Here is a 25,131-nt window from a genome sequence, read left to right as displayed (position 1 = left end):
TCTTGATCACGGTTCGCGCCGCCGACCGGCGTGACAGAAGAGCACGGAGGGGTAGATGAGCACGGAAGCCCGCGCCGAGATCGGCGTGACCGGCCTGTCGGTGATGGGGCGCAACCTCGCCCGCAACCTGGCCCGCAACGGGTTCAGCGTGGCCCTGCACAACCGCAGCGTGCACCGCACCCAGAGCCTGGTGAAGGAGCACGGCGACGAGGGCGACTTCATCCCGAGCGAGTCGATGGAAGACTTCGTCGCGTCGCTGCGGCGGCCACGCGCGGTCATCATCATGGTCAAGGCCGGCGCCGCGACCGACGCGGTGATCGACGAACTCGTGCCGCTCCTGGAGAAGGACGACATCGTCATCGACGCGGGCAACGCCCACTTCGTCGACACCGCCCGCCGCGAGAAGGACCTCGCCGCCAAGGGCCTGCACTTCGTCGGCACCGGCGTGTCCGGTGGTGAAGAAGGCGCACTGCTCGGCCCGAGCATCATGCCCGGCGGCTCCGAGGAGTCCTACCGCAAGCTCGGCCCGATCTTCGAGAAGATCGCCGCCCAGGTCGACGGCACGCCGTGTTGCACGCACGTGGGTCCGGGAGCAGCCGGGCACTTCGTGAAGATGGTGCACAACGGCATCGAATACGCCGACATGCAGCTCATCGCCGAGGCCTACGATCTGCTCCGCGCGGGCCTGGGTGCCTCGCCGGCGGAGCTCGCCGAGATCTTCCGGGAGTGGAACAGCGGCGACCTCGACTCCTTCCTGATCCAGATCACCGCCGAGGTGCTCGCACACACCGACGGCAAGACCGGCAAGCCGTTCATCGACGTGGTCATGGACCGCGCCGAGCAGAAGGGCACCGGCCGCTGGACCGTGCAGAGCGCGCTCGACCTGGGCGTGCCGATCACCGGCATCGCCGAGGCGACGTTCGCCCGGTCGCTGTCCGGCCACGTCGCGCAGCGCGAGGCCGCACAGCAGACCTACGCCGGCAAGGCCGCCGACACCGACATCTCGGGCCTGGTGGAAGACCGCAAGCAGTTCATCGAAGACGTCCGCAACGCGCTCTACGCGTCGAAGATCGTCGCCTACGCGCAGGGCTTCGACCACATCCGCGCCGGCAGCGACGACAACCACTGGGGCATCGACCCGGGCGCGATGGCGACGATCTGGCGCGGCGGCTGCATCATCCGGGCCAAGTTCCTCGATCGGATCCGCGAGGTCTACGCGGAAAACCCCAACCTGGAAAGCCTCCTGGTCGCCCCCTACTTCGCCGAGGCCGTCACCAACGGCTTCGACAGCTGGCGTCGGGTGCTGGTCACCGCGATCCGCGGCGGCGTGCCGACCCCGGTCTTCTCGTCCTCGCTGGCCTACGTTGACGCACTGCGCCGCCCCCGGCTCCCCGCAGCGCTGATCCAGGGCCTGCGCGACAACTTCGGCGCGCACACCTACCAGCGCGTCGACCGCGACGGCTCCTTCCACACGATGTGGGCCGAAGACAAGCGGGAGGTTGACGCCTAGGCGCCGCCTCCCACGCCGCGGCCCCGCTATCCCGGGGCCGCGGCCAGCGGAAAGGGTGCGAGAGCCATGAGCGAGCAAGGCGTATCGGTGGTGAGCCGGCCGGTCCGGCGCTTCGTGATCAGCACGGGGCGGCCGTTCGACCAGTTCCGCAAGCAGTGGGAGCGCGCGGTCCCGGCGTGGTCGTGGGGCACGGCGACGGCCGAGGCCAAGGGCGGCGGTGGCTGGCCCGCGCTGGAGAACCTGTCCAACCGCACCGCGGGCGACGGCCTGGTCAACATCTCCACGTTCGACCCCAGCCAGGTGATGCGGCTCGCCGGCCACGAGCTCCGCGCGGTCACCTACCTGGCCGACAACCTGGTGATCGAAGAGGGCCTCTACAAGCACGACCCGGCGGTCATCGAATACCTGCCGGTCCGGCTGACCATCTCCGAGCAGCCCGACCACGACTCGACGCTGACCTTCGACAAGCCGTGCGACCTGTTCGGCGGCTACGCCATCCCCGACCTGGTCGACCACGCCATCCAGGTCGAGGAGGCCATCGCGAGCGTGCTGCGCAAGGTCGACCTGCCGGTGCCCGCGGAGCTGGAGAGGCAGGCCTAAACTCTCCGCTGCACGTGCAGGAGATACTCGCGGCGGTCGAGCGGGTTGTGGTCGGTGCGCGGACGTTGCGGCAGCGGGCGTCCCGCGGGCCGGTAGTGATCGAACGCGCTCTCCAGCACGCCCTCGCCCCGGGTCAATGACGGGAGCCGGGTCTCCAGGTCGTGCACCCGCGCGGCCGGCACGTCGCCCTCGACCACCGCGGCCGGCCCGTCGGTGACCGTGCCGGTCGGCACCGCGCCGAGCTTGGCCAGCACCGGCAACACCGCGCCGAGCAGGTCGGCCGGCAGGTCGAGGCGGAACCGGTGCACCGGCTCCTCGACGACCGTGCCGGCCCGGCGCAGCGCGGTCATCAGCACCAGCGGCGTCAGATTGCGGAAGTCGCCGGCCGTGCTCGACATGCTCTTGTCGAACGTGCCGTGCGCGTGGCTCTGCCGCGCCCAGTAGCCGGAGTGCGTCATCGTCACCAGCGCGTCGACCACCCGCCAGCCGCGCAGCCCCTCGCCGAGCACCTCGTGCACGGTCTCCTCGACCGCGGCGAAGAACGCCGGCGGCATCGAACCCAGCTCGACACCCAGCCGGAACACCACCCCGGACCCGGGCGGCCCGGGCTCGATCCGCAGGCCGACGGTGGCCAGGAACGGCCCCTCGGTGATCCGCTCCAGCGCCGCACCGGTGCCGGCGACCCGTTCCACGCAGATGGTCGTCGACTCGCGGAACGTGACCGCCAGGCCGTACTCCTCGGCCAGGGTGGCCTGGATGACCTCCTTCTGCACCTCGCCGTAGAGCGACACCGAGGTCTCGTCGCGCACGTCGTCGCGGCGCAGGTCGATCAGCGGGTCCTGCTCGGCGAGCTGGGTCAGCGCGGCGTGCAGCGCACCACCGCGGCCCGGCCGGTCGGGCACCACCACGGTTTCCAGCGACGGCGGCGCGAAATGCCGACCGCCACCGGGGCGCGGCGCACCGATGGTGTCGCCGATCCGCACCTCGGCGAGCCCGCGGAGGACCGCGATCCGGCCGGCCGGCACTGACGGCCCGGCGACCAGGGAACCGCCGTCGAACACGCCGATCCCGGTGATCTTCGCGTCGGCCGTCACGCGGCCGTTGCGCAGCGGGACCCGGTCGCGCACCGTGAGCGTGCCGTCGAACATCCGCACGTAGGCCAGCTTCTCGCCGCCCGCGCCCCGCTCGACCTTGAACACCGTGCCGGACGGCGCGGCCGCCGGGTCGCCGGACGCCGCCGGCAGCAGGTCGCGGATGCCGGCCATCAACTCGGGTATGCCGGTGCCGGTGATCGCCGACCCGGCGTACACCGGATGCACCCAGGATCTGGCGGTCTGTGCCGCGAGTTCGGCGCGGAGCCGGCCCTCGGCGACCCGGCCGTCGGCGACGAACGCCGCGAGCAGCGCGTCGGAGCGGGTGGCGAGCAGGTCGACGAGGCCGGGCGGGCTGCCGGCGCTCGGCGCGAACGTGGCGGCGCGGCTGCCGGCACCGTGGACGGTGCCCATCGGTTGCGGGCTGAGCTCGAGCCGGCGCGCGAGGTCGCCGAGCAGGGCGGCGGGCCGGGCGCCGCGGCGGTCGACCTTGTTGACGAAGACCAGCAGCGGGATGCCGAGGCGGCGCAGCGCCCGGGTCAACACCCGGGTCTGCGGCTGCACACCCTCGACGGCCGAGACGACCAGGACCGCGCCGTCGAGCACGGCGAGCACCCGCTCCACCTCGGCGATGAAGTCGGGATGGCCGGGTGTGTCGATCAGGTTGACGGTGACGTCGTCGAGCGGGAACGACACGACAGCCGATTTGATCGTGATGCCGCGCTGCCGTTCGAGGGCCAGCGAGTCGGTCTGCGTGCTGCCGTCGTCGACGCTGCCGATCTCGTCGATGATGCCGGCGGTGTGCAGGATCCGCTCGGTCAGGCTGGTCTTACCGGCGTCGACATGTGCCAAGATCCCGAGGTTGAGCGTGCGCAAGCGAGGTGTCCTCTGCGTAGGCGGTGATGGCCGACGGAACGAACACGCGAGCTGCACGCATCTCGGAGATCCCTTCTGGATGAGTCGCTACCACCCCATCAGCTCCGGCGGCGGCGTGCAAACGGTTTAGGACCCGACAGTTCGTGGGTGCAACCGCGACTGGCCCTGGGCCGTAAACGAGGCACAAGCGGGGAGGAGAGATCGAGTGCGAGACGCACCGAGTTTCGACGAGTTCTACCGCACGACGTCCGTGCGGACGTTGCGCTACGCGGTAGCTGTCGTCGGCGACCACACAGAAGCACAGGACGCGGTTCAGGAGGCGTACGCCCGAGCGTGGCGGCGCTGGGACACCGTCGCCGCGCATCCGGCGCCGGAGGCCTGGGTCCGGCTGGTGATCGGGCGGCTGGCCCGCGACCGCTGGCGCCGCCTCGGCCGGCTCAGCAATCTGTTGCGGCATGCCGGACCACCACCGAACGCGCCACCACCGAGCGAGAACACCGTCGTCCTGATCACCGCGCTGCGGGCGTTGCCGGCCAACCAGCGGCAGGTGCTGGCCCTGCACTACCTGTGCGACATGTCGGTCGAGGCGATCGCCACCGAGACCGGCGTCTCGGCCAACACCGTCAAGTCCTGGCTGGCCCGCGGCCGGCAACGACTCGCGGCCCAGTTCACCGAACCGACGACGACCAACCTGGAGGTGCGTGATGCGTGACTTCGAAAGCGGATGGGCGCAACTCGCCTCCGAAGTGGACGGAACCGGCCTCGCTCCCGCCGCCGACCTGCGTCGCGCCGCGGACAAGCGGGCCCACCAGCGGATCGCCGTCGTGACCGGCGCCGTCGTCGTTGTCCTCGCCGCGACCGGCGTGGCGGCTTTCGGACGGCCCGGCCAGACCCCGCCCGGCCCGACGACCAGACCGTCGCCCACCGTCATCGAAAGCCCCCGCCCGACAACAACGCCGACGCCGCCGACGCCGCCGCCGACCGGCACGCCGGTGCCCACCACCCCACCGGCACCGCCACCGCCGCAGTCGACGTCGTCGGGGCGACCGATCACGTCGATCCCCGACCGTGCCTTCGTCGTCTTGCCGCGCGACATGCGCGTGCCGGGCATGGGGCCCGACCTGACCGGAGCGAGCCGCGAAGCGCCGATGCTGTGCGACACCCCGCTCCGCGACGTCGCCACCCAGACCGCACGGCGGGCCCAGATCACGCCCTACCGGAGCCCGGGCGACAGTGCCAACGCCGACCCGCACAAGTGGGTCACCCAGATGATCGCCGCACAGCGCCCCGGCGGCGCGGCCAAGGTCATGCAGCAGGTCCGCGCCGACCTCGCGAGCTGCGACACACGAACGGCGGGCAATCTGCGGGTCAAGGTCCAGACCGTGAGCTCACCGTCGTACGGCGATGACGCGATCGAGGTGCTGGAGCAGGTCACCGACACCGGCAAAACGTCGGGGCGCACCACCTGGGAGCTCCGCGCTGTGATCATCCGGGTCGGCGACATCGTGACCTCGCTCATGATCGGCGACGACACGGCCGAGCGGACGGATCGGGCCGACCTGAAGCTGTTCGGCGGGCTCGCCGTCCAGGCGATCGACGACTGGCGTTGACGGGAGAGATCGAATGCGGGACGCACCGAGTTTCGACGAGTTCTACCGCAGCACCTCCGTGCGGACACTGCGCTACGCCGTCGCGGTTGTCGGCGACCACACCGAGGCACAGGACGCGGTCCAGGAGGCGTACGCCCGAGCCTGGCGGCGCTGGGAAACGGTGGCGGCGCATCCGGCACCGGAAGCCTGGGTCCGGCTGGTGATCGGCCGCCTGGCCCGCGACCGCTGGCGTCGCCTCGGCCGGCTCAGCAGCCTGCTGCGGCACGCCGGGCCACCACCGAACGCGCCACCACCGAGCGAGAACACGGTCATGCTGATCAAGGCACTCCGCGCCCTGCCGGCCAACCAGCGGCAGGTGCTGGCCCTGCACTAGCTCTGCGACATGTCGGTCGAGGCGATCGCCACCGAGACCGGCGTGCCCGCCAACACCGTCAAATCCTGGCTGGCCCGCGGGAGGCAACGACTCGCGGCCCAGTTCACCGAACCGACGACCAACCTGGAGGTGCGCGATGCGTGACTTCGACAGCGGTTGGGCACAGCTCGCCTCCGAAGTGGACGGCACCGGGCTCGCACCCGCCGCCGACCTCCGCCATGCCGCGGACAAGCGGGCACACCGGCGGATCGCCGTGGTCAGCGGCGCGGTCGTCGTCGCCCTGGTCGCGACCGGCGTCGCGGCCTTCGGGCGGCCCGGCCCGCCGCCCATCGGCCCCACCGACACACCGTCGCCGACCGTCACCGGGTCGCCGGCCCCGAGCCCGACACCGACCACCGCGCCCACCACACCGCCGGCGTCGCCAACGCCGCCGGCGTCGACCTCGGCGCAACCGTCGATCACGTCCATCCCCGATCGCGCGTTCTTCGCGCTGCCCCGCGACATGCGCCGGCCCGAGATCGGGACCGAGACCGACGTCCCGCAGGACGAGCAGGTGCCGGGACTCTGCGACGACCCGCTGGCCGCCGACCGTTCCATGACGGCACGCCGGTCGAAGAAGACCTACTACCAGGCCCAGAACGCCCCGGCCGGCTCGACTCCGGAGGGTTCCGTCACGCAGACGATCTCCGCCTATCGGGCCGGCGGGGCGGCCGAGGTCATGCGCCGCCTGCGCACGGCGTTGGCGACGTGCAAGACGGACACCAACGGCACGATCAAATACAAGGTGACGACCGACCGGAAGCCGAAATACGGCGACGACGCGGTCCACGTCGTAGAGACGATGATCATCCCGCCGGATCGGTCGAACAACGGTTCGGCGAACCATCGCATCGTGGTCATCCGCGTCGGCGAGGTGGTCACAGTGCTCACGCTTCTCCCGTGGGAGCAGTGGGAGGTCGACCGCGACGACGCCGAGTTGTTCGCCCGCCTGGCCGTGGAGGCGATCAACGACTGGCGATGACCGGCTAGAGGTGCCCGGCCAGCAGCGTGCGTAGCGCTGACTTCGGCCGGGCACCAACGGTCGCGCTGACCAGTTCGCCGCCCTTGAAGATCAGCAGGGTGGGCAGCGAGCGCACCTGGTAGGCCCGGCAGGTCGCCGGGTTCTCGTCGGCGTCGAGGGTCGCCACGGTCATCTGCCCGTCGAGCTCGACGGCCAACTCGGCCAGGCTCTTCGAGATCGCGTGGCACGGCGGGCACCACTCGGCCCAGACGTCGACGACGACCGGCAGCGGCGCGGCGAGCACCTTCGCGGCGAAGGTCTCGTCGGTGACGGTGACTAGCAGGTCTTGCTGAAGCATGCGGTCTCCCGGCTTTCGATAGCGATGGTCAGCTGATCCTGGAGCCGGTCACGCACCTCGCGCATCCGGTCGATGCCGGCGTCGACTTCGGCGATCTTGCGGCGCAGCACGGCGACCGAGTCAGGGCACACGTCGCCGGACGGATGGCCGGCCCGCAGGCAGGCCACGAACGGCTTGATGTCGTCGATCCCGAACCCGATGCCGAGCAGCGTCCGGATCTCCCGCACCACCCGCAGCTCCGCGTCGTCGTAGACGCGGTAGCCGTTGGCCGACCGCCCGGCCCGCAACAGCCCGTGGCTTTCGTAGTAGCGCAGCGCCCGGGTGCTCGTTCCGGCCGCCTCGGCCAGCTCCCCGATCAGCATGCCACCGACGCTAGACCTTGCCACCGACGTCAAGGCAAGCCGTCAAGGTCCCGACTCGGGCGTATCAGGACGGCGTGATCGCCCTCACAATGACGACAGCCCGCGCGCCAGCAGGAGGTTGTGATGGAACGAGTGGTCGCCGTGCGTCTGGAAGACGCCGACAACGTCGCCCTCGCGGTGCGGGCCGAGCAGGTCGGGCCCACCCTCGTCTCCGACGAGGCGATCATCGCCCGGCTGGCCTCGGTCACCCGGCCGATCCAGCAGGTCGGCCGGGAGTTGCTCGACGCGCTCAAGCAGGTCGGCCCCGACGCGGTGACCGTCGAGATCGGCTGCGGGCTGGCCATCGAGGCGGGCCAGTTGATCGCGCTGTTCGGCAAGGGCAAGGGCGAGGCCAGCATCAACGTGACGCTGGAGTGGCGGCGCGACCCGGAGACGCCATGAGCTCGCCGGTCATCCCGCTCGAGTCGCTCCGCGACCTGCTCAAGCGGAGCACCGCGCTGGTGCTCGTCGACGGCGCACCCCGCGGCACCGCCTTCTTCGTCGACGACCGCCGGCTGCTGACCTGCGAGCACGTCGTGCGCGGCGGGTCGTTCGCGGTGCGACCGTGGGACGGCGGTGCCGGCGACCAGGAGCCGCTGGCCGTCGTCGACATCGCCCGTGACGAGGCCCACGACCTGGCGCTGCTCACGGTCGACTCGCCCCGGGCGGCCGGGTCGCACACCGCGGTCGTGCTCGGCAGCGCCCTGCACAACGCCCGCTACTGCGTCGCCGGCTACCGGTCGCTGTCCGGCTACGCGCCGGCGCTGGAGACTCCCGACGCGGCCGGCCACCCGCGGGAAGAGGGTCCGGGCCGGCTCCAGTTGCTGGAGCTGCGCAACATCCTGATCAGCGGCGGGCTCAGCGGCGGCCCGGTGATGAACCTCGACACCGGCGCGGTCGTCGCGATCACCCGGCTCTCCCACGACACCGGCAGCGACGTCGGCGGGGCCGGGATACCCGTCGCGCAGGCGTTCGCGTCGTTCCCCGTGCTGCTCCCCTACCGCGAGCAGCCGCCGGTCGAGGCGCTGGCCTGGCGCGGCCAGCTCAAGCAGCAGAAATGGGAGGCGCTCGGGTTCACCTGGGAGATGGCCTCGACGGTCAACCTCTACGTCGCCGGCGACCTGCGGCGCTGGCGGATCGGGCTGGAACGCGAGGGCCAGTCGCCCGACGACGACATCACCGGCAACAAGCTCGGCGAGGAGGTCGCCGAGGCGCTGTTCCGCTGGGCCCAGCGCCGCCGGGTCCGCGACAAGGCCGAGGTCGCGCTGCTCGGCCGGCTGCTGGCCAGCGCGCTGTTCCCGGGCCGGGTCGGCGAGGAGCTACAGCGGCTGGCCCTCGCCGACAGCACGCTGATCCGCCTGCACGTCGAAGACGGCAGCGAGCTGGCCGACATCCCGTGGGAGCTGGCCGCGGTGCCCGGGGTCAACCAGGGCTACCTGTCGACCAACGACCGGTTCCAACTCACCCGCGCGCTGCCGCACGAGGGCGGCGACGACCGCGTCGCCGCCGGGCACAGCACCGAGCGGGTGCTGCCGGTGATCGCCCAGCCGTCGGAGTGGGCCGACTCCTACCCGACGATCTACCGCACCCGGCGCCAGATCCTCTGGCCGAAAGACGGGGTGCTGCGCACCAACCTGGAAGACTGCCTGCGCCTCAACGGCATCGACTTCCCCGGCGTCGCGATGAACCCGCGCTATTCCTGGGTCGAGGAACGGATGGGCGAGCAGGCGTACGCCGCTCTGCACTACGTCGGTTTCGGCCGGGTCGAAGACGGCGTCGCCCAGCTCACCTTCGTCGAGGAGGGCGACCCGCAGTGGGTCGACGTCGAGGAGGTGCTCACCGCGGCCGGCGAGCACGGCATCCGGCTCGTGGTGCTCGAGTTCGGGATGGCGCCCGAGCTCCAGGAGCTGCGGCCGATCTCGCCGCGCAACCTGTGCAGCCGGCTGCCCAAGGGCGTGCAGGCCGTCGTCGCGACCAGCTACCCGGTGCACCCGCGGCAATACTGGCGGTTCGACTCGGGCTTCTACGAAGCGCTGGGCCGCGACCGGAGCACCGTGGAGAGCGCGGTGCAGCGCGGCCGCCGCCTCGTCAGCAAGGACAGCCCGGTCGACGACGCGGCCGGCTTCGGCTGGTTCACCCTGCTGACCGCCGGCCGCACCGGCGTCCGGCTGCGGCCGCCGATCGCCGACCGTCAGTTCCTGGAGCAGGGCCCGCAGCAGGCGGTCAGGCGCCCCGGCGCGACCCACCACTCAGCAAGGCAGGCCGGTCATGGCTTCATTGGTTGACGCGCTCGCGGCGCTGCACGCGAGCCTGCGCGCCGAGTTCGATGTGGACCTCGGCACCGACCCGCTGGTCCGCGCGGCCCGCGAGCTGACCACGCACGAGCAGCTCAAGGGCACGAAGCGCGCGGTCAAGGAACGGCTCGTCGTTGTCGACGAGGCCCGCGCCCGGCTGGCGTCGGTGCTGCCCCGGATCGAGCAGTTGCTGCGGGTGTGGCCGTTCACCGACAGCGGCTGGCCCGAGACCCGCGCGGCGCTCGTCGACGACCTGGCCGCCAACGGGCTGCGCGGGGTCGGTCCCTGGCTCGACCACGCGTGGACCGCCCTCGCGCAGGGCCGCGCCGACGCCGTCGACCGCCTGCTGCGCGAGGTGCCACTGCCCGACGGCGCCGCCGCGCTCACCGACCTGGTCGGCGCAGCGGCGCGGGGCCTGCGCTGGCAGGTGCTCTCGCCGGCCGCGAGCTTCCTGGCCCTGGGCCGGGCCGGGGTCCGGGTCGCCGGCAAACAGGTTCCCGACCGGCAGACCCGGGCGGCCGTGGCGGCGCTTCAGGTCCGGCTGGCGGTGGTCAGCGAGCCGGCCCCGGTCGCCGAGGCGCTGCTCGACGGCCTGCCCGGGGCCGACGTCCTGCGGGCGATGCTGGGGCGGCACAGCGATGCCGGGACCGACTGGGAGCCCGAGGGGTCCGGCCTGGACATCGCCGCGGAGGCGGCGGCCCGGGCGCGTGCCGACGCCAGCCTCGAGGAGCGGATCAGCGGTGCCCGGCTGGCGATAGAAGGCCTGGCGTCGCTCGACGACATCGAGTCCGATCTGGACCGGCTCGTCGAGCCCGTGCCGGAGCTGTGGTGGGCCGTCGCCGAGCGGGCGCTGCGCGAGGGTGACCGCGACGTCGCCGCGCTGGCCGTTCACCGGGCCGAGCTACAGGCTCCGATCGGCGACAGCCCGTTGCGCGCCGAGATCCTCCAGATCCGCGCGGGTCTGGAAGACTTCCCGGCCACGACACTGACCGAAGCCGGCATCTGCTGGGTCGAGGCCGCCGAGTTGGAGCGCGCCGCCGCCGCGTACGCCCGGGCTCTGGAGGTTCTCGGTCCGGACGGGCCGCCGCGGGAGATCGGCGAACTCGAGATGCGCCGGGCCGACTGCGTGATCACGCTCGCGCAGGACAAGACCGCCGGCGTCGAGCACGAGTTGCGGGAGAGCATCGGCTGGCTCGAGCACGCCCGGGCGGCCTTCGACGGCGATCTCCCGCCGTTCGACTGGTGCTTCGTGTCCGAGGCGCTGGCCCGCCTGCAACTGGCCCGGCTGATGATCAGTGACCGGACCGCACAGCACTGGCTGGCGCTGCGCGCCTCGCTGCGGGCGGTGGCCTACGCGTTCGACGACGGCGACCGTTGGGCCCACCTCGCCGGCACCGCCGATGTGCTGGAGATGAACCAGGTGTCGCGGTGGGCCTCGGCGGTGGCGGAGGAACTCGGCGACAGCGCCGAGATCCGCTGGAGCCGGCTGCGGGTGCTCTCCAACACGGGTGCCTACCAGGAGGTGCTGGACCGGCTCGACGACGACGGCGACGTCTACACCAACGCGGTCCGGGGCTTCTGCCTACTCCGGCTGGGCCGCCCGCAGGAGGCGCTCGAGGTCTACCGGGGACTCACCATCGAGCCCGGCCTGACCTGGGCGTGGTGGCAATACCTGATGACCGCGCTGATCGCCGGCGACGTCACGACCGCCCGCGGCATCGCGACCGACCTGAGCCGCGACGTCGCGGCCCGCCCCGACGAGCGCGACGTGCTGTTCGGCGGTGCGATGGCCAGGCTCGTGCTCGGCGAGACCGACAAGGTCGAGGCCATGTTCGCCGGGATCGCGGAGTCGGCCGAGGGCGCCGACCGCGACGACGCGCTGGAGGTCATCGGCATCGCCCGGATCGTCCGCGGCGACACCGCGCGCGGGACGGCCGACCTGACGGCCGCCATGACCGCGACCCGGCGCGCCGCCGCGGTCATCGACTGGCGGTCGACCACCCGGCCGCTGATCAATGCCGTGGCCGACCTGCACGGGGTGCCCCGGCCCGACTTCACCGAGATCGAGGAGTTCTACGCCAGCGTCGAACGCGACTGGCCGACCGACCCGCTCGGTGACGCCCGGGCCCGCGCCGACAACGACGACCTGGCACCAGACGTACGCGCGGAGACGCTCGCCCTGCTCGCGGCGGTGCACGGTGCCCGGGCCGGAACGGTCGACCTGGCCGAACTGCCCGAGTCGCTGGCCGCCGAACGCGAGCAGTTGGAGACCTGGCTCCGCCCGCCGGCGCCGGCGACCGACTCTCCGCAAGAGGAGCCCGAGCCCGAACCGGCGCCGCCGCCGATCTTCCTGATGCTCCCGAGTTCGTGGTTCGACGAGCACGATGACCCGGTCGCGACCCACCCGCTGTTCCGGACCGCCCTACCGCAGGCGCGGGCCGTCGCGAGCTGGGAGGTGCCGTCGGCGACCATCCGCGCGGAAGACGAACTCGAACCCGACGGCTTCCGGCTGGAGGTGCACGGCGACCCGGTCGCGGCCGGAACGATTCCCATCGACGTGGTCTTCGTCCCGGCCGCCGCCGCCGGGTTGCTGCCGGCGGCGGTCGCCCGGGCGGCCGTGCCCTACCAGCCGGAGTGGCTCGACGTGCCGCTGCTGTGCGTGCCGCCGGCGCCGGCCGGCGACCGGCACACGCTGCTCGACCTGCTCACCTTCGACCGGTGGGCGCTGGCCGCCCGGCTGGTCACCGCCGACCTGTGTCGCCGTGCCCTCGAAGGACCTCAGATCCCCTGAGCGAGCCGGTAGTAGGCCGCGCTCCAGCGCAGCTCCTTGGCCAGCCCGCGGCGGGTGGTCTCGGCGTCGATCTGGACGAGTTCGATGCCCAGGTGGTCGGCCAGCGTGCCGATCTCGTCGGCGGTCACCGCCGTCGACAGCACCGTGTGGTGCGGGCCGCCGGCGGTGAGCCAGCCCTCGGTCGCGGTCGAGAAGTCCGGACGGGGCTCCCAGACCGCGCGGGCGACCGGCAGGTTGGGCAGGGGCTCGTCGGGCTCGACCAGGTCGATCTCGTTGGCCACCCAGCGGAACCGGTCGCCGAGGTCGGCCCAGCCGACGACCACGCCGGGGCCGGTCGCCGCCGTGAAGACCAGCCGGGCCGGGTCGTCGCGGCCGCCGATCGACAGCGGGTGCACCTCGACCCGGGGCCGGTCGCCGGCGATCGACGGGCAGACCTCGAGCATGTGCGCGCCGAGCACCTTCGGGGTGCCGGGCGCCAGGTGGTAGGTGTAGTCCTCCATGAACGAGGTGCCACCGGGCCGGCCGGCGCCGACGACCTTGAGCACCCGCAGCAGGGCGGCCGTCTTCCAGTCACCCTCGCCGCCGAAGCCGTAGCCGGCGGCCATCAGCCGCTGCACGGCCAGACCGGGCAACTGCCGCAGCCCGCCGAGATCCTCGAAGTTGGTGGTGAACGCGCCGAACGAACCCTTCGACAGGAACTCGCGCAGGCCCGCCTCGACCCGCGCCTGGTAGCGGACGCTGCCGTGCCTCGCGCCGCCCGGCCGCAAATCGGCGGCCAGGTCGTAGAGGTCGAGGTATTCGGCGACCAGCGCGTCGACGGCCGCGTCGTCGACATCGTCCACAAGCGACACCAGGTCGTTGACACCCCAGGTGCTGACCGAGACGCCGACCCGGAGCTGGGCCTCGACCTTGTCGCCCTCGGTCACCGCGACGTCGCGCATGTTGTCGCCGAACCGGGCCAGGCGCAGCGCGCCGGCCTCGGCCACGCCGGCGGCGGCCCGGGTCCACGAGCCGATCCGCGCGGCGACCGCCGGGTCGCTCACGTGCCCGGCGACGGTCGTCCGGGGCACCTTCAGCCGGGTCAGCACGAAGGCGAACTCCCGGTCGCCGTGCGCGGCCTGGTTGAGGTTCATGAAGTCCATGTCGATGGTCGCCCACGGCAGGGCGGCGTCGGCCTGGGTGTGCAGGTGCAGCAGCGGACGGCGCAGCGCGTCGAGGCCGGCGATCCACATCTTGGCCGGCGAGAACGTGTGCATCCAGGTGATCACCCCGACGCACGCGGGTGACTCGTTGGCCCGGCCGATCAGCTCGCGGATCGCGTCGGAGCTGGTCAGCACCGGCTGCCAGACCACCCGGACCGGCACCTCGCCGGACGCGTCGACAGCGGCCGCCACCCGCTGCGACTGCTCGGCGACCTGACGGAGGGTTTCCTCGCCATACAGGCCCTGGCTGCCGGTCAGGAACCACACTTCTTTGCCGGCAAAGGGGTCGTCGATCACGATGTTTCCTTTCAACGCTGCCCGTAGACGTTCTGGTACCGCTCGTAGAGGGAGTCGATCGCGGCCTGGTCGATCGGGATGGGCTCGCCGAGCTGCCGGGCCAGGTGCACGGTGCGGGCCACGTCTTCGCACATCACGGCCGCCTTCACCGCGGCCCGGGCGCTGTCGCCGATGGTGAAGACGCCGTGGTTGCGCATCAGCACGGCCGGCGAGCGCTGGCCGGCCAGCGTCTCGACGATGCCCTGGCCGATCGAGTCGTCGCCGATCAGCGCGAACGGGCCGACCGGGATCGGGCCGCCGAACTCGTCGGCCATCGCGGTGAGCACGCACGGGATCGCCTCGCCACGGGCGGACCAGGCGGTCGCGTACGGGCTGTGCGTGTGCACGACGCCGTTGACCGCCGGCAGGTGCCGGTAGACGTAGGCGTGCGCGGCGGTGTCGCTGGACGGTGCTCGCACCCCGTCGACGACGTCGCCGTGCAGGTCGCACACGGTGATGCCGTCCCAGGCCAGCCCGTCGTAGGAGACGCCGCTGCCCTTGATGACGAACAGGTCTTCGCCGGGCACCCGCTCGGAGACGTTGCCAGCGGTCCAGGTGACCAGCGCGTAGCGGACCAGTTCGGTGTGCAGCGCGGCCACGTGTGCGCGCTGGTCGCGGTGCAGGCCGCGGTCGGCCCGGGCGGCCTGGGATGGCGCGGTCATGCGACCTCCCCCTTCGAAGCCGTGCGGCGGATGGCCCGGAGCCGGTGCAGCACGTCGTTGCCGCCCCGGCCGAAGTAGTCGTGCAGCCGCTGGTATTCGGCGTAGAGGGCGTCGTAGACCGCGGCGCGCTCCTCGTCAGGCACGTAGACCGCGCGGTGCACCTTGCCCATCGCCCGCGCCGCGGCGTGGATGTCGGGATAGGCGCCCGCGGCGACCGCGGCATGGATCGCGGAGCCGAGGGCCGGGCCCTGCTCGGACCCGATCACCGAAAGCGGTCGGCGGCAGACGTCGGAGTAGAGCTGCATCAGGAACGTGTTGCGCAGCAGCCCGCCGGCGACGACCAGCTCGGTCACCCCGACGCCGTTGGTCTCGAACGCCTCGACGATGGTGCGGGTGCCGAAGGCGGTCGCCTCCAGCAGCGCGCGGTAGACGTCTTCGGCCCGGGTGGCCAGCGTGGTGCCGACCAGCACGCCGGACAGCTCGTGGTCGACCAGCACCGACCGGTTGCCGCCGTGCCAGTCGAGCGCGACCAGGCCGTGCGCCCCGACCTCCTGGGCCGCCGCCAGTTCGGTGAGGTGCTCGTGGATCCCGATGCCCCGGGCCGCCGCTGCCTCCACATAGGACGCCGGCACGAAGTTGTCGACGTGCCAGGCGAAGATGTCGCCGACGCCGCTCTGGCCGGCCTCGTAGCCGTAGAGCCCGGGCACGATGCCGCCGTCGACGACCCCGCACATGCCGGGCACCTCGCCGAGCTGGTCGCTGTTCATCACGTGGCAGGTCGAGGTGCCCATCACCATCAACATCTGGCCGGGTTCCGTTGCCTGTGCGGCCGGCGCGGTGACGTGCGCGTCCACATTGCCCACCGCGACGGCGATGCCCTCGGGCAGCCCGGTCCACCCGGCGGCCTGCGCGCTCAGCCCGCCGGCGAGCGCGCCGAGCTGGCCGATCTCGTGCTCCAGCTTGTCGGTCACGAAGCCGGCGAAATCGGGGTTGAGAGCTGCCAGATACTCCGGCGACGGGTAGCCGCCGTCCTGGTAGATGCCCTTGTAGCCGGCCGTGCAGGCGTTGCGCACGTAGCGGCCGCAGAGCTGCCAGATGATCCAGTCGGCCGCCTCGACCCAGCGGTCCATCGTCGCGTAGACCTCGGGGTCGTCCTCCAGCACCTGGAGCGCCTTGGCGAACTCCCACTCGCTGGAGATCTTCCCGCCGTAGCGGGCCAGCCACGCCTCGCCGCGCTCCGCGGCCAGCGCGTTGATCCGGTCGGCGTGCGGCTGCGCGGAGTGGTGCTTCCAGAGCTTCGGGTAGGCGTGCGGCCGGTCGTGGAGCTCCGCCAGCTCGCACAGCGGCGTGCCGTCGGCCGTGGTCGGCAGCACGGTGCAGGCAGTGAAGTCGGTGCCGATGCCGACCACGTCGGCGGGGTCGACCCCGCTGGCCGCGACCGCCTCCGGGACGGCGGTGCGCAACACGGCCACCCAGTCGGCCGGCAGCTGCAACGCCCAGTCCGGTGGCAACGGTGCGCCGGTTGCCGGCAGCCGCTGCTCGATGACGGCGTGCTCGTAGGGATGGACCGCGCTGGCCAGCTCGGCGCCGTCCGCGACCCGGACGACCACCGCCCGGCCGGAGAGGGTGCCGAAATCCACCCCCACGACGTATGCGTCTGCCATGCCTGTCATCAACCTTCCCCGCGGCCCCGGCCGCGAGCCGGCGGTGCGGTCGTCGCCCGCACCAACAACTGCGGCGCGACCGGTAGCGGCCGCGCTTGTTCACCGCCCAGCAGCCCTAGCACGAGCTGCACGCCGCGCCGCCCCAGCTCGGCGAAGTCCTGCCGGACCGTGGTCAGCGGCGGGATCGAGTAGGGCGCTTCCGGGACGTTGTCGAAGCCCACGACGCTGACGTCGTCCGGCACCCGCAGCCCGGCCTCGTGGAACGCGTTGAGCAGCCCGAAGGCCATCTGGTCGTTGGCGACGAAGACCGCCGTCATCGGCTCTCCGCCGCGCCGGCGGGCCACCAGCTCGCGGCCGGCGGCGTGCCCGGAGGCCGGTCCCCAGTCACCCCGCAGCACCGACGGAGGCGGCGCGCCGGCCGCCTCGAGCTCGGCCCGCCAGCTCCGGGCCCGGGCCGCCGCCTCGACGAAGCCGTCCGGCCCGGCCACATGATGGACGGTGCGGTGGCCGAGGTCGAGCAGGTGCCGGGTGGCCAGCGCGGCGCCGGCCTCCTGGTCGACCCATACCGCCGGATCGTGCCCTTCGGCGCCGGCCAGCACCGCGACCAGCGGCACCGCGGTGTGCACCTTCCGCAAGGCACGGACGGCCTCGTCGTGGGTGCCCAGCGCGATGATCGCATCGAGCGACTGGGTCGCCAGCCGGTCGATCGCCTCGGTCAGGGTGCGCGCGCTCGTGTCGTCGAGCACCGACACGGTGAGGAAATAGCCGGCCTCGCGGGCGGCGTGCTCGAGGCCGACCATGGTCTGCGCCGGACCGTACTGGCTGATGTTGGCGGTGGCCAGGCCGATGGTCCGGGTCGACCCGGTGGCGAGGGCGCGGGCCGCCCCGTTGGGGCGGTAGCCGAGCTCTTTGATCGCCGCCAGGACCCGTGCGCGGGTGGCCACCGCCACGTTCGGGTGGCGGTTGATCACCCGCGACACGGTCTGGTGCGACACGCCCGCACGGGCGGCGACGTCCGACATGGCCAGCGGCCGGGTCGGCGCGGCGTCCGCGGTGGGTGTGTCCATCGGTCGGATCAGCCCTTGGCGCCGACGCGGCGCTTGTTGTAGATGTCGAACGCGACGGCGAACAGCAGCACCAGGCCCTTGACCACCGACTGGATCGACTGGTCGACGCCCATGAGCTGCATGCCGTTGCTCATCACCGCCATGATCAGACCACCGACCATCGCGCCGACCACGGTGCCCACACCGCCGGCCACGGCCGCACCGCCGATGAAGGCGGCGGCGATCGCGTCGAGCTCGAACATGTTGCCGGCCGCCGGTTGGGCGCCGTTGGACCGCGACGAGTAGATGACGCCCGCGACACCGGCCAGGAAGCCCATGTTGACGAACATCCAGAAGTTGACCGTCTTGACCTTCACACCGGAGAGCTGGGCGGCCGACAGGTTGCCGCCGATGGCGTACACCTGACGCCCGAAGACCGTGCGGCGGGTGACCATGCCGTAGGCGATCACCAGGACGGCCAGGATGATCAGCACGATCGGCAGGCCCCGGGCGTGCGCGAGCTGCCAGGCGAAATACATGATGACCGCGCCGATGAGCAGGATCCGCAACACGAACAGCGGGAACGACTCGACCGACTGCTCGTAGCGGACCCGGGCCGTGCGGGTGCGATAGCCGCTGACCGCGATGCCGGCCACCGCGACCGCGCCGATGATCAAGGTGAACGCGTCGTAGCCCTGGCCGCCGAGCAGGCCGTTGAGGAAGCCGTTGGCGACCTTCTGGTAGCCGGCCGGGAACGGCGAGAGCGAGATGTTGTCGAGCACCTGGAGCGTGAGGCCGCGGAAGAGCAGCATGCCGGCCAGCGTCACGATGAACGCCGGCATGCCGATGTAGGCGACCCAGAAGCCGTGCCAGGCGCCGACCGCGAGACCGACGACGATCGCCGCGACCACGCCGACCCACCAGGGCATCCCCTGCTGGATCACCAGCACCGCGGAGACCGCCCCGGTCAGCGCCACCACCGAGCCGACCGACAGATCGATGTGGCCGCCGATGATCAGGATGACCATGCCGATGGCCAGGACCAGGATGTAGGAATATTGCAGCAGGATGTTGGTGATGTTGCCCGGGCTCAGCGAGACGCCGTCGGTGAGGATCGCGAACAGCCCGACGATGACGACGAACGCGACGTAGATGCCGCTCTGCCGCAGGTTGCGCATGATCAGCGTACGCGGGTCGCTGGTGCCCGTGTGTAGCGCGACGGCGGGTGCGCTGCCGGACTCCCGCGTCTCGGGGGGCTTGGTGCTGGTCATCCGGCGAGCTCCTTCTCCTTGGTCATGAGCGCCATGAGGTTTTCCTGGGTGGCCTCGCGCACCGGCACTTCACCGGTGATGCGGCCGGCCGAGAGGGTGTAGATGCGGTCGCACATCCCGAGCAGCTCGGGCAGCTCGGAGGAGATGACGATGACCGCCTTGCCCTGCGCCACGAGCCGGTTGATGATCGTGTAGATCTCGAACTTGGCGCCGACGTCGATGCCCCGCGTCGGCTCGTCCAGGATCAGCACGTCGGGATCGGCGAACAACCACTTGGACAGCACCACTTTTTGCTGGTTGCCGCCGGACAGCTTGCCGACGGTGGCCATCACGGTGGTCGTCTTGATGTTCATGTCGCGCCGGCTCTGCTCGGCGATCTTGATCTCTTCGTTGCCGTTGACCCAACCGCGCCGCGACAACTTGTCGAGGGCGGCGGCCGAGATGTTGCGGCACACGTCGGCGATCAGGTTGAGCCCATAGCGCTTGCGATCTTCGGTGGCGTAGGCGATGCCGTTCTTGATCGCCTCGGCGACCGTGCGGGCGCGCACCTCCTTGCCGTGCACGAAGATCCGGCCGCTGATGTCGCGGCCATAGGAGCGGCCGAACACGCTCATCGCCAGCTCGGTGCGGCCGGCGCCCATCAGGCCGGCGATGCCGACCACCTCGCCGGCGCGCACGTTGAGGTTGGCGCCGTCGACGACCTTGCGATCCTGGCTCGGGTGCCAGGCCGTCCAGTCTTCGATCCGGAGCACCTCGGCGCCGGGCGCCGACTCCCGCTCGGGATAGAAGCTCTCGATGTCGCGACCGACCATGCCGCGGATGATCCGGGCCTGGGTCGCGCTCTGCGACACGGTTTCGAGGCCCGCCTCCGACCATTTCATTTCGATGGTCTCGACGGTGCGGCCGTCGCGGATCACCGTCGTCGAGTCGGCGATCGCGGTGATCTCGTTGAGCTTGTGCGAGATCATGATGCAGGTGATGCCCCGGTCACGCAGCCGGCGCAGCAGGTCGAGCAGGTGCGCCGAGTCGATGTCGTTGAGCGCCGCCGTCGGCTCGTCGAGGATCAGCAGCTTGACCTCTTTGGACAGTGCCTTGGCGATCTCGACGAGCTGCTGCTTGCCGACACCGAGCTGGATGACCGGCGAGACCGGGTTCTCGTCGAGGCCGACGGATTTGAGCAACGACGCGGCCTCGGCGTTGGCGCGGTTCCAGTCGATCAGGCCGCCCTTCCCGCGCCGCTCGTTGCCGAGGAAGATGTTCTCGGCGATCGAGAGGTAGGGCACCAGGGCCAGCTCCTGGTGGATGATCACGATGCCTTCGGCCTCGCTGTCGCGGATGCCGTTGAAGTGCACCGGTTTGCCATCGAAAACGATCTCACCGGCGTAGGACCCGGTCGGGTAGACGCCGGAGAGCACCTTCATCAGGGTGGACTTCCCCGCGCCGTTCTCACCGCAGATCGCGTGGATCTCGCCACGCCGGACGGCGATCGACACGTCCTCGAGCGCCTTCACGCCGGGGAATGTCTTGGTGATGTCGCGCATCTCCAGCAGCATGTCGGTCATCCGTCCTCCTTCTGCGTGCGTGCGGATGGCAGGCCCGGTGACCCGCGTGGGGTCACCGGGCCTGCCGGTCGATCACTTGGCCTGGCCGGCCTTGACCTCGTCGGCTGTCCAGTAGCCTGAATCAATCAGCGACTTCTGGATGTCGTCCTTGTAGACCGTCTCGACGGGCAACAGGTATGAGGGCACGACCTTGACACCGTTGTTGTAGGTCTTGGTGTCGTTGGCCTCCGGCGTCGCCTTCTTCAGGAACGCCTCGGCCGCGTTGACAGCCTGATCGGCCAGCAGTCGGGTGTCCTTGAAGATGGTCGAGCTCTGCACGCCATCGTTGATCAGCTTGACCGACGCGATCTCCGCGTCCTGACCGGTCACGACCGGCATCTTGCCCTTGTAGCCGGCGTTCTGCAGCGCGGTGATGATGCCGCGGGAGAGCCCGTCGTAGGGCGAGAGCACACCGCTGACCTTGGCGCCGTCGTTGTAGCTGGAGGTCAGCAGGTCTTCCATCCGCTTCTGCGCGGTCTCCTGCTGCCACCGCAGAATCGCCACCTGCTCGATGGCGGTCTGCTTCGACTTCACGACGAGCGTGCCCTTGTCGATGAACGGCTTGAGCGTGTCCATCGCGCCGTCGAAGAAGAAGTGCGCGTTGTTGTCGTCGAGGGAACCGGCGAACAGTTCGACGTTGAGCGGCCCGGTCACCTTGCCCGGCGAACCGTCCTTGTTGAGCACACCCAGACCCACCAGGAGCGCCGTCGCCTGCGCGACGCCGACCTTGTAGTTGTCGAAGCTGACGTAGAAGTCGACGTTCTTGCTGTCGCGGATCAGCCGGTCGTAGGCGATGACCGGGATCTTCTTGTCGGCGGCGGCCTGAAGCTGGCCGCTGAGGGCGGTGCCGTCGATCGCCGCGATGATCAGCACGTCGGCGCCCTGGGTGATCATCTGGTCGACCTGCTGCGACTGGGTCGGGATGTCGTCGCCCGCGTATTGCAGGTCCACCTTGTAGCCCTTGGCCGTGAGCTTCTCCTTGACGGAGTTGCCGTCGGCGATCCAGCGCTCCGAGGTCTGGGTCGGCATCGAAACACCGATCGTCAGGTCGGTCGGCGCCTGGTTGGCGGTATCGGTGCCGCTGCCGGCGCCCTCACCGCTGCACGCCGCCAGGCTCAAGGCCACCGCCGCGGCGCCCAGAGCGGCCAGAAATCGTCTGTTCACAAGCTGTCTCCCCTCCGGGGGTTGGAGTCATCAACGTTCGGCAGATCACAACGAGCCACAGTGTTAGCGCTAACAACAACAGCGTCAACCCCTCCTCTCGACATCCGCCGGTCACGGTCTCGTAACAAGGACAGGCAGGTGGCACGCTCCCACGGACCATGACGATGGCCCGCAGATGCCGCATCGCCCATAGTTTTCGGGCGCCGTTTCGGTCGGAAACGTGACGCTGCGTGGCGGCTCCAGTGCGCATACCTTGTGAGCGTTAACAGCGACAAGGTCCACTCGACACCTAGAGTGACGCCATGCTGACCGCATTGACCGCCCGCTTCGTGGCCGCGGGTGCCGTCGGCGTGATCGCGCAACGACGCGACGGCGACGCGGTCGATGCGCTCGCCGCCGGTCGGGCCGCACTCGAACCGGGAGCCGGCCTGCCCGACGTAGCCGGACATTTCCGGATCGGCAGCGTGACCAAGACGTTCACCGCCACCGTCGTGCTCCAACTCCTGCACCGCGACCTCGACCGGTCGGTCACCCGGTGGCTGCCGGCCGTCGGCGACGATCGGATCACCCTGCGCCACCTGCTCACCCACCGCAGTGGACTGCACAACTACACCGACGACCTCACCGACCCCGCCGCGATCGTCGCCGGCCGGGACACCCGTTGGGCAGCGTGGGACCTGGTGGCCCCGGCGTTGCACCGGCTGCGACACTTCCCGCCCGGCGCCGACCGCGCCTATTGCAACACCGGCTACCTCCTGCTCGGCCTGGTCGTCGAGCGGGTGACCGGGCGAGGCTGGGCGGCCGAGGTCACCGACCGTCTTCTCGACCCGCTCGGCCTGCGCGACACCTCGACGGGCACGGTTCGGCTGCCGGCGCCGCATGCCCGCGGCTACCTGACGGTCGACGGGCGCGCGGTCGACGTGACGTCGTTCGACCCGAGCCAGGCGGGCGCGGCCGGTGGGCTGGTCTCCAGCCTTTCCGACGTCAACGTGTTCTACCGGGCGTTGCTGCGCGGCGACCTGTTACCGCCGGATGCGCTGGCCGCGATGCGGGCCGAGGGCCTCGGGCTCGGCCGGCACGAGACGCCGCGCGGGCCGGTGTTCGGCCACGACGGCGGCTTCTTCGGCTTCCAGACCCGGTCGTGGCACAGCGTCGACGGCCGGCGCCAGCTCACCCTTTCCGCGACCATCTTCGGCAATGGCGCGCTGCCTCCCACGGAAGAACTCGTCGCCGCGGTAGCGGGATGACCGCCCACGCACCGACCAGTTCCGCCGCAGACCAGCCGAGGTCGGTGCGACCTCCGGCGCCCGGCTGGGCCGCGCGGCCGGTTACCGGGTCACGCTAACGACCCTCGATCGCCGCCGAATCGGCGTAAAATTGGACGATATGGTCACCCAGCCGACGACCCCGACGCACTCGGGGTCGTCGCTGCTGCATCGCTGGCTGGCCCGCGCGGCGTTCCTGGCCCTGGCCGCCGCGTTCGTGGTCCCGGTGCTGGTCGCCGGCCTGCGCGGCAGCGTCTCCATGCTCGTCATCGGCGTGGTCTGCCTGATCGGCACCGTCGCCGCGATCTGGTGGTTCGTCGCGCACTCGGGCGTGCTCCGCTGGCTGGCCGCGGTGTTCCTGGTGGCCGCTCCCCTGGCCGTGCTGCTGGTGTTCGCGCTGCACCACCTGGTCTGGGTGGCCGCGGTCTCCCTCGGCCTGCTCGTGCTGGCCGGTGCCGCCGGCCGCCGCGCCCTCACCCAGGCCGCGTTGGCGCCGCACGAGGCCACCACCCCGCCGCCGGCACACCCGTTCCTGATCATGAACCCGCGCTCCGGCGGCGGCAAGGTCGGCCGCTTCGACCTGGCCGCCCGCGCCCGCGCGCTGGGCGCCGAGGTGGTCCTGCTCGACACGTCGGGCACCACCGACGTGGCGGCGCTGGCCCAGGACGCGGTCCGCCGCGGCGCCGACCTGCTCGGCGTAGCGGGCGGCGACGGCACCCAGGCCATCGTCGCCGGCGTGGCGGCCGAGCACGACCTACCGTTCCTGGTGATCTCGGCCGGCACCCGCAACCACTTCGCGCTCGACCTGGGCCTCGACCGCGACGACCCGGCAAGCTGCCTGGACGCACTCACCGACGGCGTGGAGATCCGGGTCGACCTGGGCGAGATCGGCGACCGGACATTCGTCAACAATGCTTCATTCGGGGTGTACGCGGCCATCGTGCAGAGCGACGCCTACCGGGCGGACAAGGCCCGCACGGCGCTCGAGTTGCTACCGGACCTGCTCGCACAGCAAACCGGGCCGGCGTTGTGCCTGCGGGTCGGCGACACGGTGTCCCCCGCACCGCAGGCGATCCTGGTGAGCAACAACCCGTACACCGTGGACGATTTCATGGGTCTTGGCCACCGCCCGCGGCTCGACCGCGGCCGGCTGGGCGTCATCGCACTGACTGTCGACTCGACCACCGACGCGCTCCGGTTGCTGCGCGGCCGGCGCTCGACGTCGGTCGCCGTCCTGGCGGCCCGGTCAGCGGTCATCGAGGCGGGCGGCGAGCCGGTGCCGGTGGGCGTCGACGGCGAGGCGTTGCTGCTGCCGACGCCGTTGCACTGCCGGATCCGCCCCGGTGCGCTGCGGGTGCGGGTGCCGCGCGACCGCCCGGGCGTCCGCGCCGCGCGCGCCGCGCTGGACTGGGCGCACCTGGGCAAGCTGGCGCTGTCGTTCCGGCCTACAGGCACACGTTCTTGATGGTGGTCGGAATGCCCTCGAGCGTCGGCATCGCCTGCCGCAGCGTGGTCTTACGCTTCGGGTCGTTCAGCTTCGTGATGGTCGTGGCGGCATCGGTCAGGGTCGTCTTGACGATGCTGTCGATGTCGCGGCCCGACAGCAGGGTGAGCTGATTGGCCCACCACTGCATGGTGTAGTCGACGGCCTTGTCGATCGGCGCCGCCTCGTCAGCGTTGTCGGCCCGGCTCAACTCGTCCAGCGAGTCGGCGAGTTCCTGCTGCCGGGCGTCACTGTCGGCGATCGCCTCCTTGCAGGCGTTGACGGTAGCGACCGCTTTGACGTCGACCACCCCGGCGTCAGCCCCACTGGTCGGCAACGAATCCGCCGCGTCGCCCCCCGACCCACAGGCGGCGGCACCAAGGCCGACAACCGCGAGAACGAACACCGTGGCGATACCGCGCCGCATAACCGCTCCTAAATAGTGGGACAGCCGACGGCGAAGGCTAACCGATCTTGAAGGCCGCCCACCTCCTCAGGTGGCAAATGCCACGACCCTTGACCTGCCCAAACCG

23 protein-coding genes are annotated in these 25,131 nt (G+C 71.3%); 12 read left to right on the top strand and 11 right to left on the bottom strand.

What is annotated here, in order from left to right:
- Window positions 1–55 precede the first annotated feature (55 nt).
- Both gndA and DFJ67_RS31985 read left to right on the top strand, forming a co-directional pair.
- The gene (gndA, locus tag DFJ67_RS31990) at window positions 56–1,510 is read left to right on the top strand and encodes an NADP-dependent phosphogluconate dehydrogenase (protein ID WP_116071905.1); all 1,455 of its coding nucleotides are present in this window, start codon (window positions 56–58) and stop codon (window positions 1,508–1,510) included.
- A 66-nt stretch (window positions 1,511–1,576) separates the two neighbouring features.
- Window positions 1,577–2,110: a DUF302 domain-containing protein gene (locus DFJ67_RS31985; protein ID WP_147315679.1), complete on the top strand. Its 534-nt coding sequence runs from the start codon at window positions 1,577–1,579 to the stop codon at window positions 2,108–2,110.
- Here DFJ67_RS31985 and DFJ67_RS31980 read toward each other — a convergent pair.
- Window positions 2,107–4,077 (bottom strand): elongation factor G, encoded by a 1,971-nt coding sequence (locus DFJ67_RS31980; RefSeq protein WP_116071901.1) that lies wholly within the window; start codon window positions 4,075–4,077, stop codon window positions 2,107–2,109. The genes DFJ67_RS31985 and DFJ67_RS31980 overlap by 4 nt on opposite strands.
- A 205-nt stretch (window positions 4,078–4,282) precedes the next feature.
- On the opposite strand from DFJ67_RS31980, the gene DFJ67_RS31975 reads away from it, so the two are divergent.
- Genes DFJ67_RS31975 through DFJ67_RS31960 form a run of 5 tightly spaced genes read left to right on the top strand, consistent with a single transcriptional unit; the run spans window position 4,283 to window position 7,081 of the window.
- Window positions 4,283–4,789 carry a SigE family RNA polymerase sigma factor gene (locus DFJ67_RS31975; protein ID WP_116071899.1) on the top strand — a complete coding sequence of 169 codons (507 nt, stop codon included), beginning with the start codon at window positions 4,283–4,285 and terminating at the stop codon, window positions 4,787–4,789.
- A complete protein-coding gene (locus DFJ67_RS31970) occupies window positions 4,782–5,687 on the top strand; it encodes a hypothetical protein (protein ID WP_116071897.1) in 906 nt (301 codons plus the stop codon). The genes DFJ67_RS31975 and DFJ67_RS31970 overlap by 8 nt, the downstream gene beginning before the upstream one ends.
- 13 nt (window positions 5,688–5,700) lie before the next feature.
- Window positions 5,701–6,060: a sigma factor gene (locus DFJ67_RS31965; protein ID WP_409362986.1), complete on the top strand. Its 360-nt coding sequence runs from the start codon at window positions 5,701–5,703 to the stop codon at window positions 6,058–6,060.
- Between the two features lie 9 nt (window positions 6,061–6,069).
- Window positions 6,070–6,204: a sigma factor-like helix-turn-helix DNA-binding protein gene (locus DFJ67_RS44785; protein ID WP_409362985.1), complete on the top strand. Its 135-nt coding sequence runs from the start codon at window positions 6,070–6,072 to the stop codon at window positions 6,202–6,204.
- On the top strand, window positions 6,197–7,081 hold the full coding sequence (locus DFJ67_RS31960; RefSeq protein WP_116071895.1) for a hypothetical protein: 885 nt from the start codon (window positions 6,197–6,199) through the stop codon (window positions 7,079–7,081). The genes DFJ67_RS44785 and DFJ67_RS31960 overlap by 8 nt, the downstream gene beginning before the upstream one ends.
- Window positions 7,082–7,085: 4 nt before the next feature.
- On the opposite strand, the gene DFJ67_RS31955 is transcribed toward DFJ67_RS31960, so the two are convergent.
- Window positions 7,086–7,418 (bottom strand): thioredoxin family protein, encoded by a 333-nt coding sequence (locus DFJ67_RS31955; RefSeq protein WP_116071893.1) that lies wholly within the window; start codon window positions 7,416–7,418, stop codon window positions 7,086–7,088.
- Window positions 7,397–7,780: a MerR family transcriptional regulator gene (locus tag DFJ67_RS31950; protein ID WP_116071891.1), complete on the bottom strand. Its 384-nt coding sequence runs from the start codon at window positions 7,778–7,780 to the stop codon at window positions 7,397–7,399. Before DFJ67_RS31950 ends, DFJ67_RS31955 begins: the two co-directional genes overlap by 22 nt.
- A gap of 123 nt (window positions 7,781–7,903) precedes the next feature.
- On the opposite strand from DFJ67_RS31950, the gene DFJ67_RS31945 reads away from it, so the two are divergent.
- From DFJ67_RS31945 to DFJ67_RS44450, 3 genes are read left to right on the top strand one after another with little or no spacing between them, the layout of a single operon-like run.
- Entirely contained in the window at window positions 7,904–8,221 is a 318-nt protein-coding gene (locus tag DFJ67_RS31945) for a CU044_2847 family protein (RefSeq protein ID WP_147315678.1), read from the top strand.
- Window positions 8,218–10,104, top strand: coding sequence for a S1 family peptidase (locus DFJ67_RS31940; RefSeq protein ID WP_147315677.1), 1,887 nt, complete (start codon window positions 8,218–8,220; stop codon window positions 10,102–10,104). The genes DFJ67_RS31945 and DFJ67_RS31940 overlap by 4 nt, the downstream gene beginning before the upstream one ends.
- Window positions 10,088–12,904, top strand: coding sequence for a hypothetical protein (locus DFJ67_RS44450; RefSeq protein WP_170216077.1), 2,817 nt, complete (start codon window positions 10,088–10,090; stop codon window positions 12,902–12,904). The genes DFJ67_RS31940 and DFJ67_RS44450 overlap by 17 nt, the downstream gene beginning before the upstream one ends.
- Here the strand turns inward: DFJ67_RS44450 and araA are convergent.
- From araA to chvE, 7 genes are all read right to left on the bottom strand, one after another.
- Window positions 12,892–14,400: an L-arabinose isomerase gene (araA, locus tag DFJ67_RS31930; RefSeq protein WP_116076879.1), complete on the bottom strand. Its 1,509-nt coding sequence runs from the start codon at window positions 14,398–14,400 to the stop codon at window positions 12,892–12,894. The two genes, DFJ67_RS44450 and araA, sit on opposite strands and share 13 nt — an antisense overlap.
- Before the next feature lie 14 nt (window positions 14,401–14,414).
- Entirely contained in the window at window positions 14,415–15,104 is a 690-nt protein-coding gene (locus tag DFJ67_RS31925) for an L-ribulose-5-phosphate 4-epimerase (RefSeq protein ID WP_116071885.1), read from the bottom strand.
- Window positions 15,101–16,768, bottom strand: coding sequence for a ribulokinase (gene araB, locus DFJ67_RS31920; protein ID WP_116071883.1), 1,668 nt, complete (start codon window positions 16,766–16,768; stop codon window positions 15,101–15,103). Before araB ends, DFJ67_RS31925 begins: the two co-directional genes overlap by 4 nt.
- An 8-nt stretch (window positions 16,769–16,776) precedes the next feature.
- Window positions 16,777–17,835 (bottom strand): LacI family DNA-binding transcriptional regulator, encoded by a 1,059-nt coding sequence (locus DFJ67_RS31915; protein WP_116071881.1) that lies wholly within the window; start codon window positions 17,833–17,835, stop codon window positions 16,777–16,779.
- Between the two features lie 8 nt (window positions 17,836–17,843).
- Window positions 17,844–19,085, bottom strand: a complete 1,242-nt coding sequence (mmsB, locus tag DFJ67_RS31910) for a multiple monosaccharide ABC transporter permease (protein ID WP_116071880.1) — start codon at window positions 19,083–19,085, stop codon at window positions 17,844–17,846.
- A complete protein-coding gene (mmsA, locus tag DFJ67_RS31905; RefSeq protein ID WP_116071879.1) occupies window positions 19,082–20,647 on the bottom strand; it encodes a multiple monosaccharide ABC transporter ATP-binding protein in 1,566 nt (521 codons plus the stop codon). The genes mmsB and mmsA overlap by 4 nt, the downstream gene beginning before the upstream one ends.
- Before the next feature lie 72 nt (window positions 20,648–20,719).
- Entirely contained in the window at window positions 20,720–21,850 is a 1,131-nt protein-coding gene (gene chvE / locus DFJ67_RS31900; RefSeq protein WP_116071877.1) for a multiple monosaccharide ABC transporter substrate-binding protein, read from the bottom strand.
- A gap of 302 nt (window positions 21,851–22,152) precedes the next feature.
- On the opposite strand from chvE, the gene DFJ67_RS31895 reads away from it, so the two are divergent.
- Together DFJ67_RS31895 and DFJ67_RS31890 are read left to right on the top strand one after the other, a co-directional pair.
- Window positions 22,153–23,097: a serine hydrolase domain-containing protein gene (locus tag DFJ67_RS31895; RefSeq protein WP_116071875.1), complete on the top strand. Its 945-nt coding sequence runs from the start codon at window positions 22,153–22,155 to the stop codon at window positions 23,095–23,097.
- A gap of 139 nt (window positions 23,098–23,236) precedes the next feature.
- Window positions 23,237–24,580, top strand: a complete 1,344-nt coding sequence (locus DFJ67_RS31890) for a diacylglycerol/lipid kinase family protein (protein WP_116071873.1) — start codon at window positions 23,237–23,239, stop codon at window positions 24,578–24,580.
- Here the strand turns inward: DFJ67_RS31890 and DFJ67_RS31885 are convergent.
- Window positions 24,561–25,025 carry a hypothetical protein gene (locus DFJ67_RS31885; protein WP_116071871.1) on the bottom strand — a complete coding sequence of 155 codons (465 nt, stop codon included), beginning with the start codon at window positions 25,023–25,025 and terminating at the stop codon, window positions 24,561–24,563. The two genes, DFJ67_RS31890 and DFJ67_RS31885, sit on opposite strands and share 20 nt — an antisense overlap.
- Between the last annotated feature and the right edge of the window lie 106 nt (window positions 25,026–25,131).

It is taken from the genome of Asanoa ferruginea (genome assembly GCF_003387075.1).
Taxonomy (GTDB): domain Bacteria; phylum Actinomycetota; class Actinomycetes; order Mycobacteriales; family Micromonosporaceae; genus Asanoa; species Asanoa ferruginea.
The sequence above is the reverse complement of the archived record's forward strand: the minus strand, read 5'-3'. Positions and strand labels throughout refer to the sequence as shown.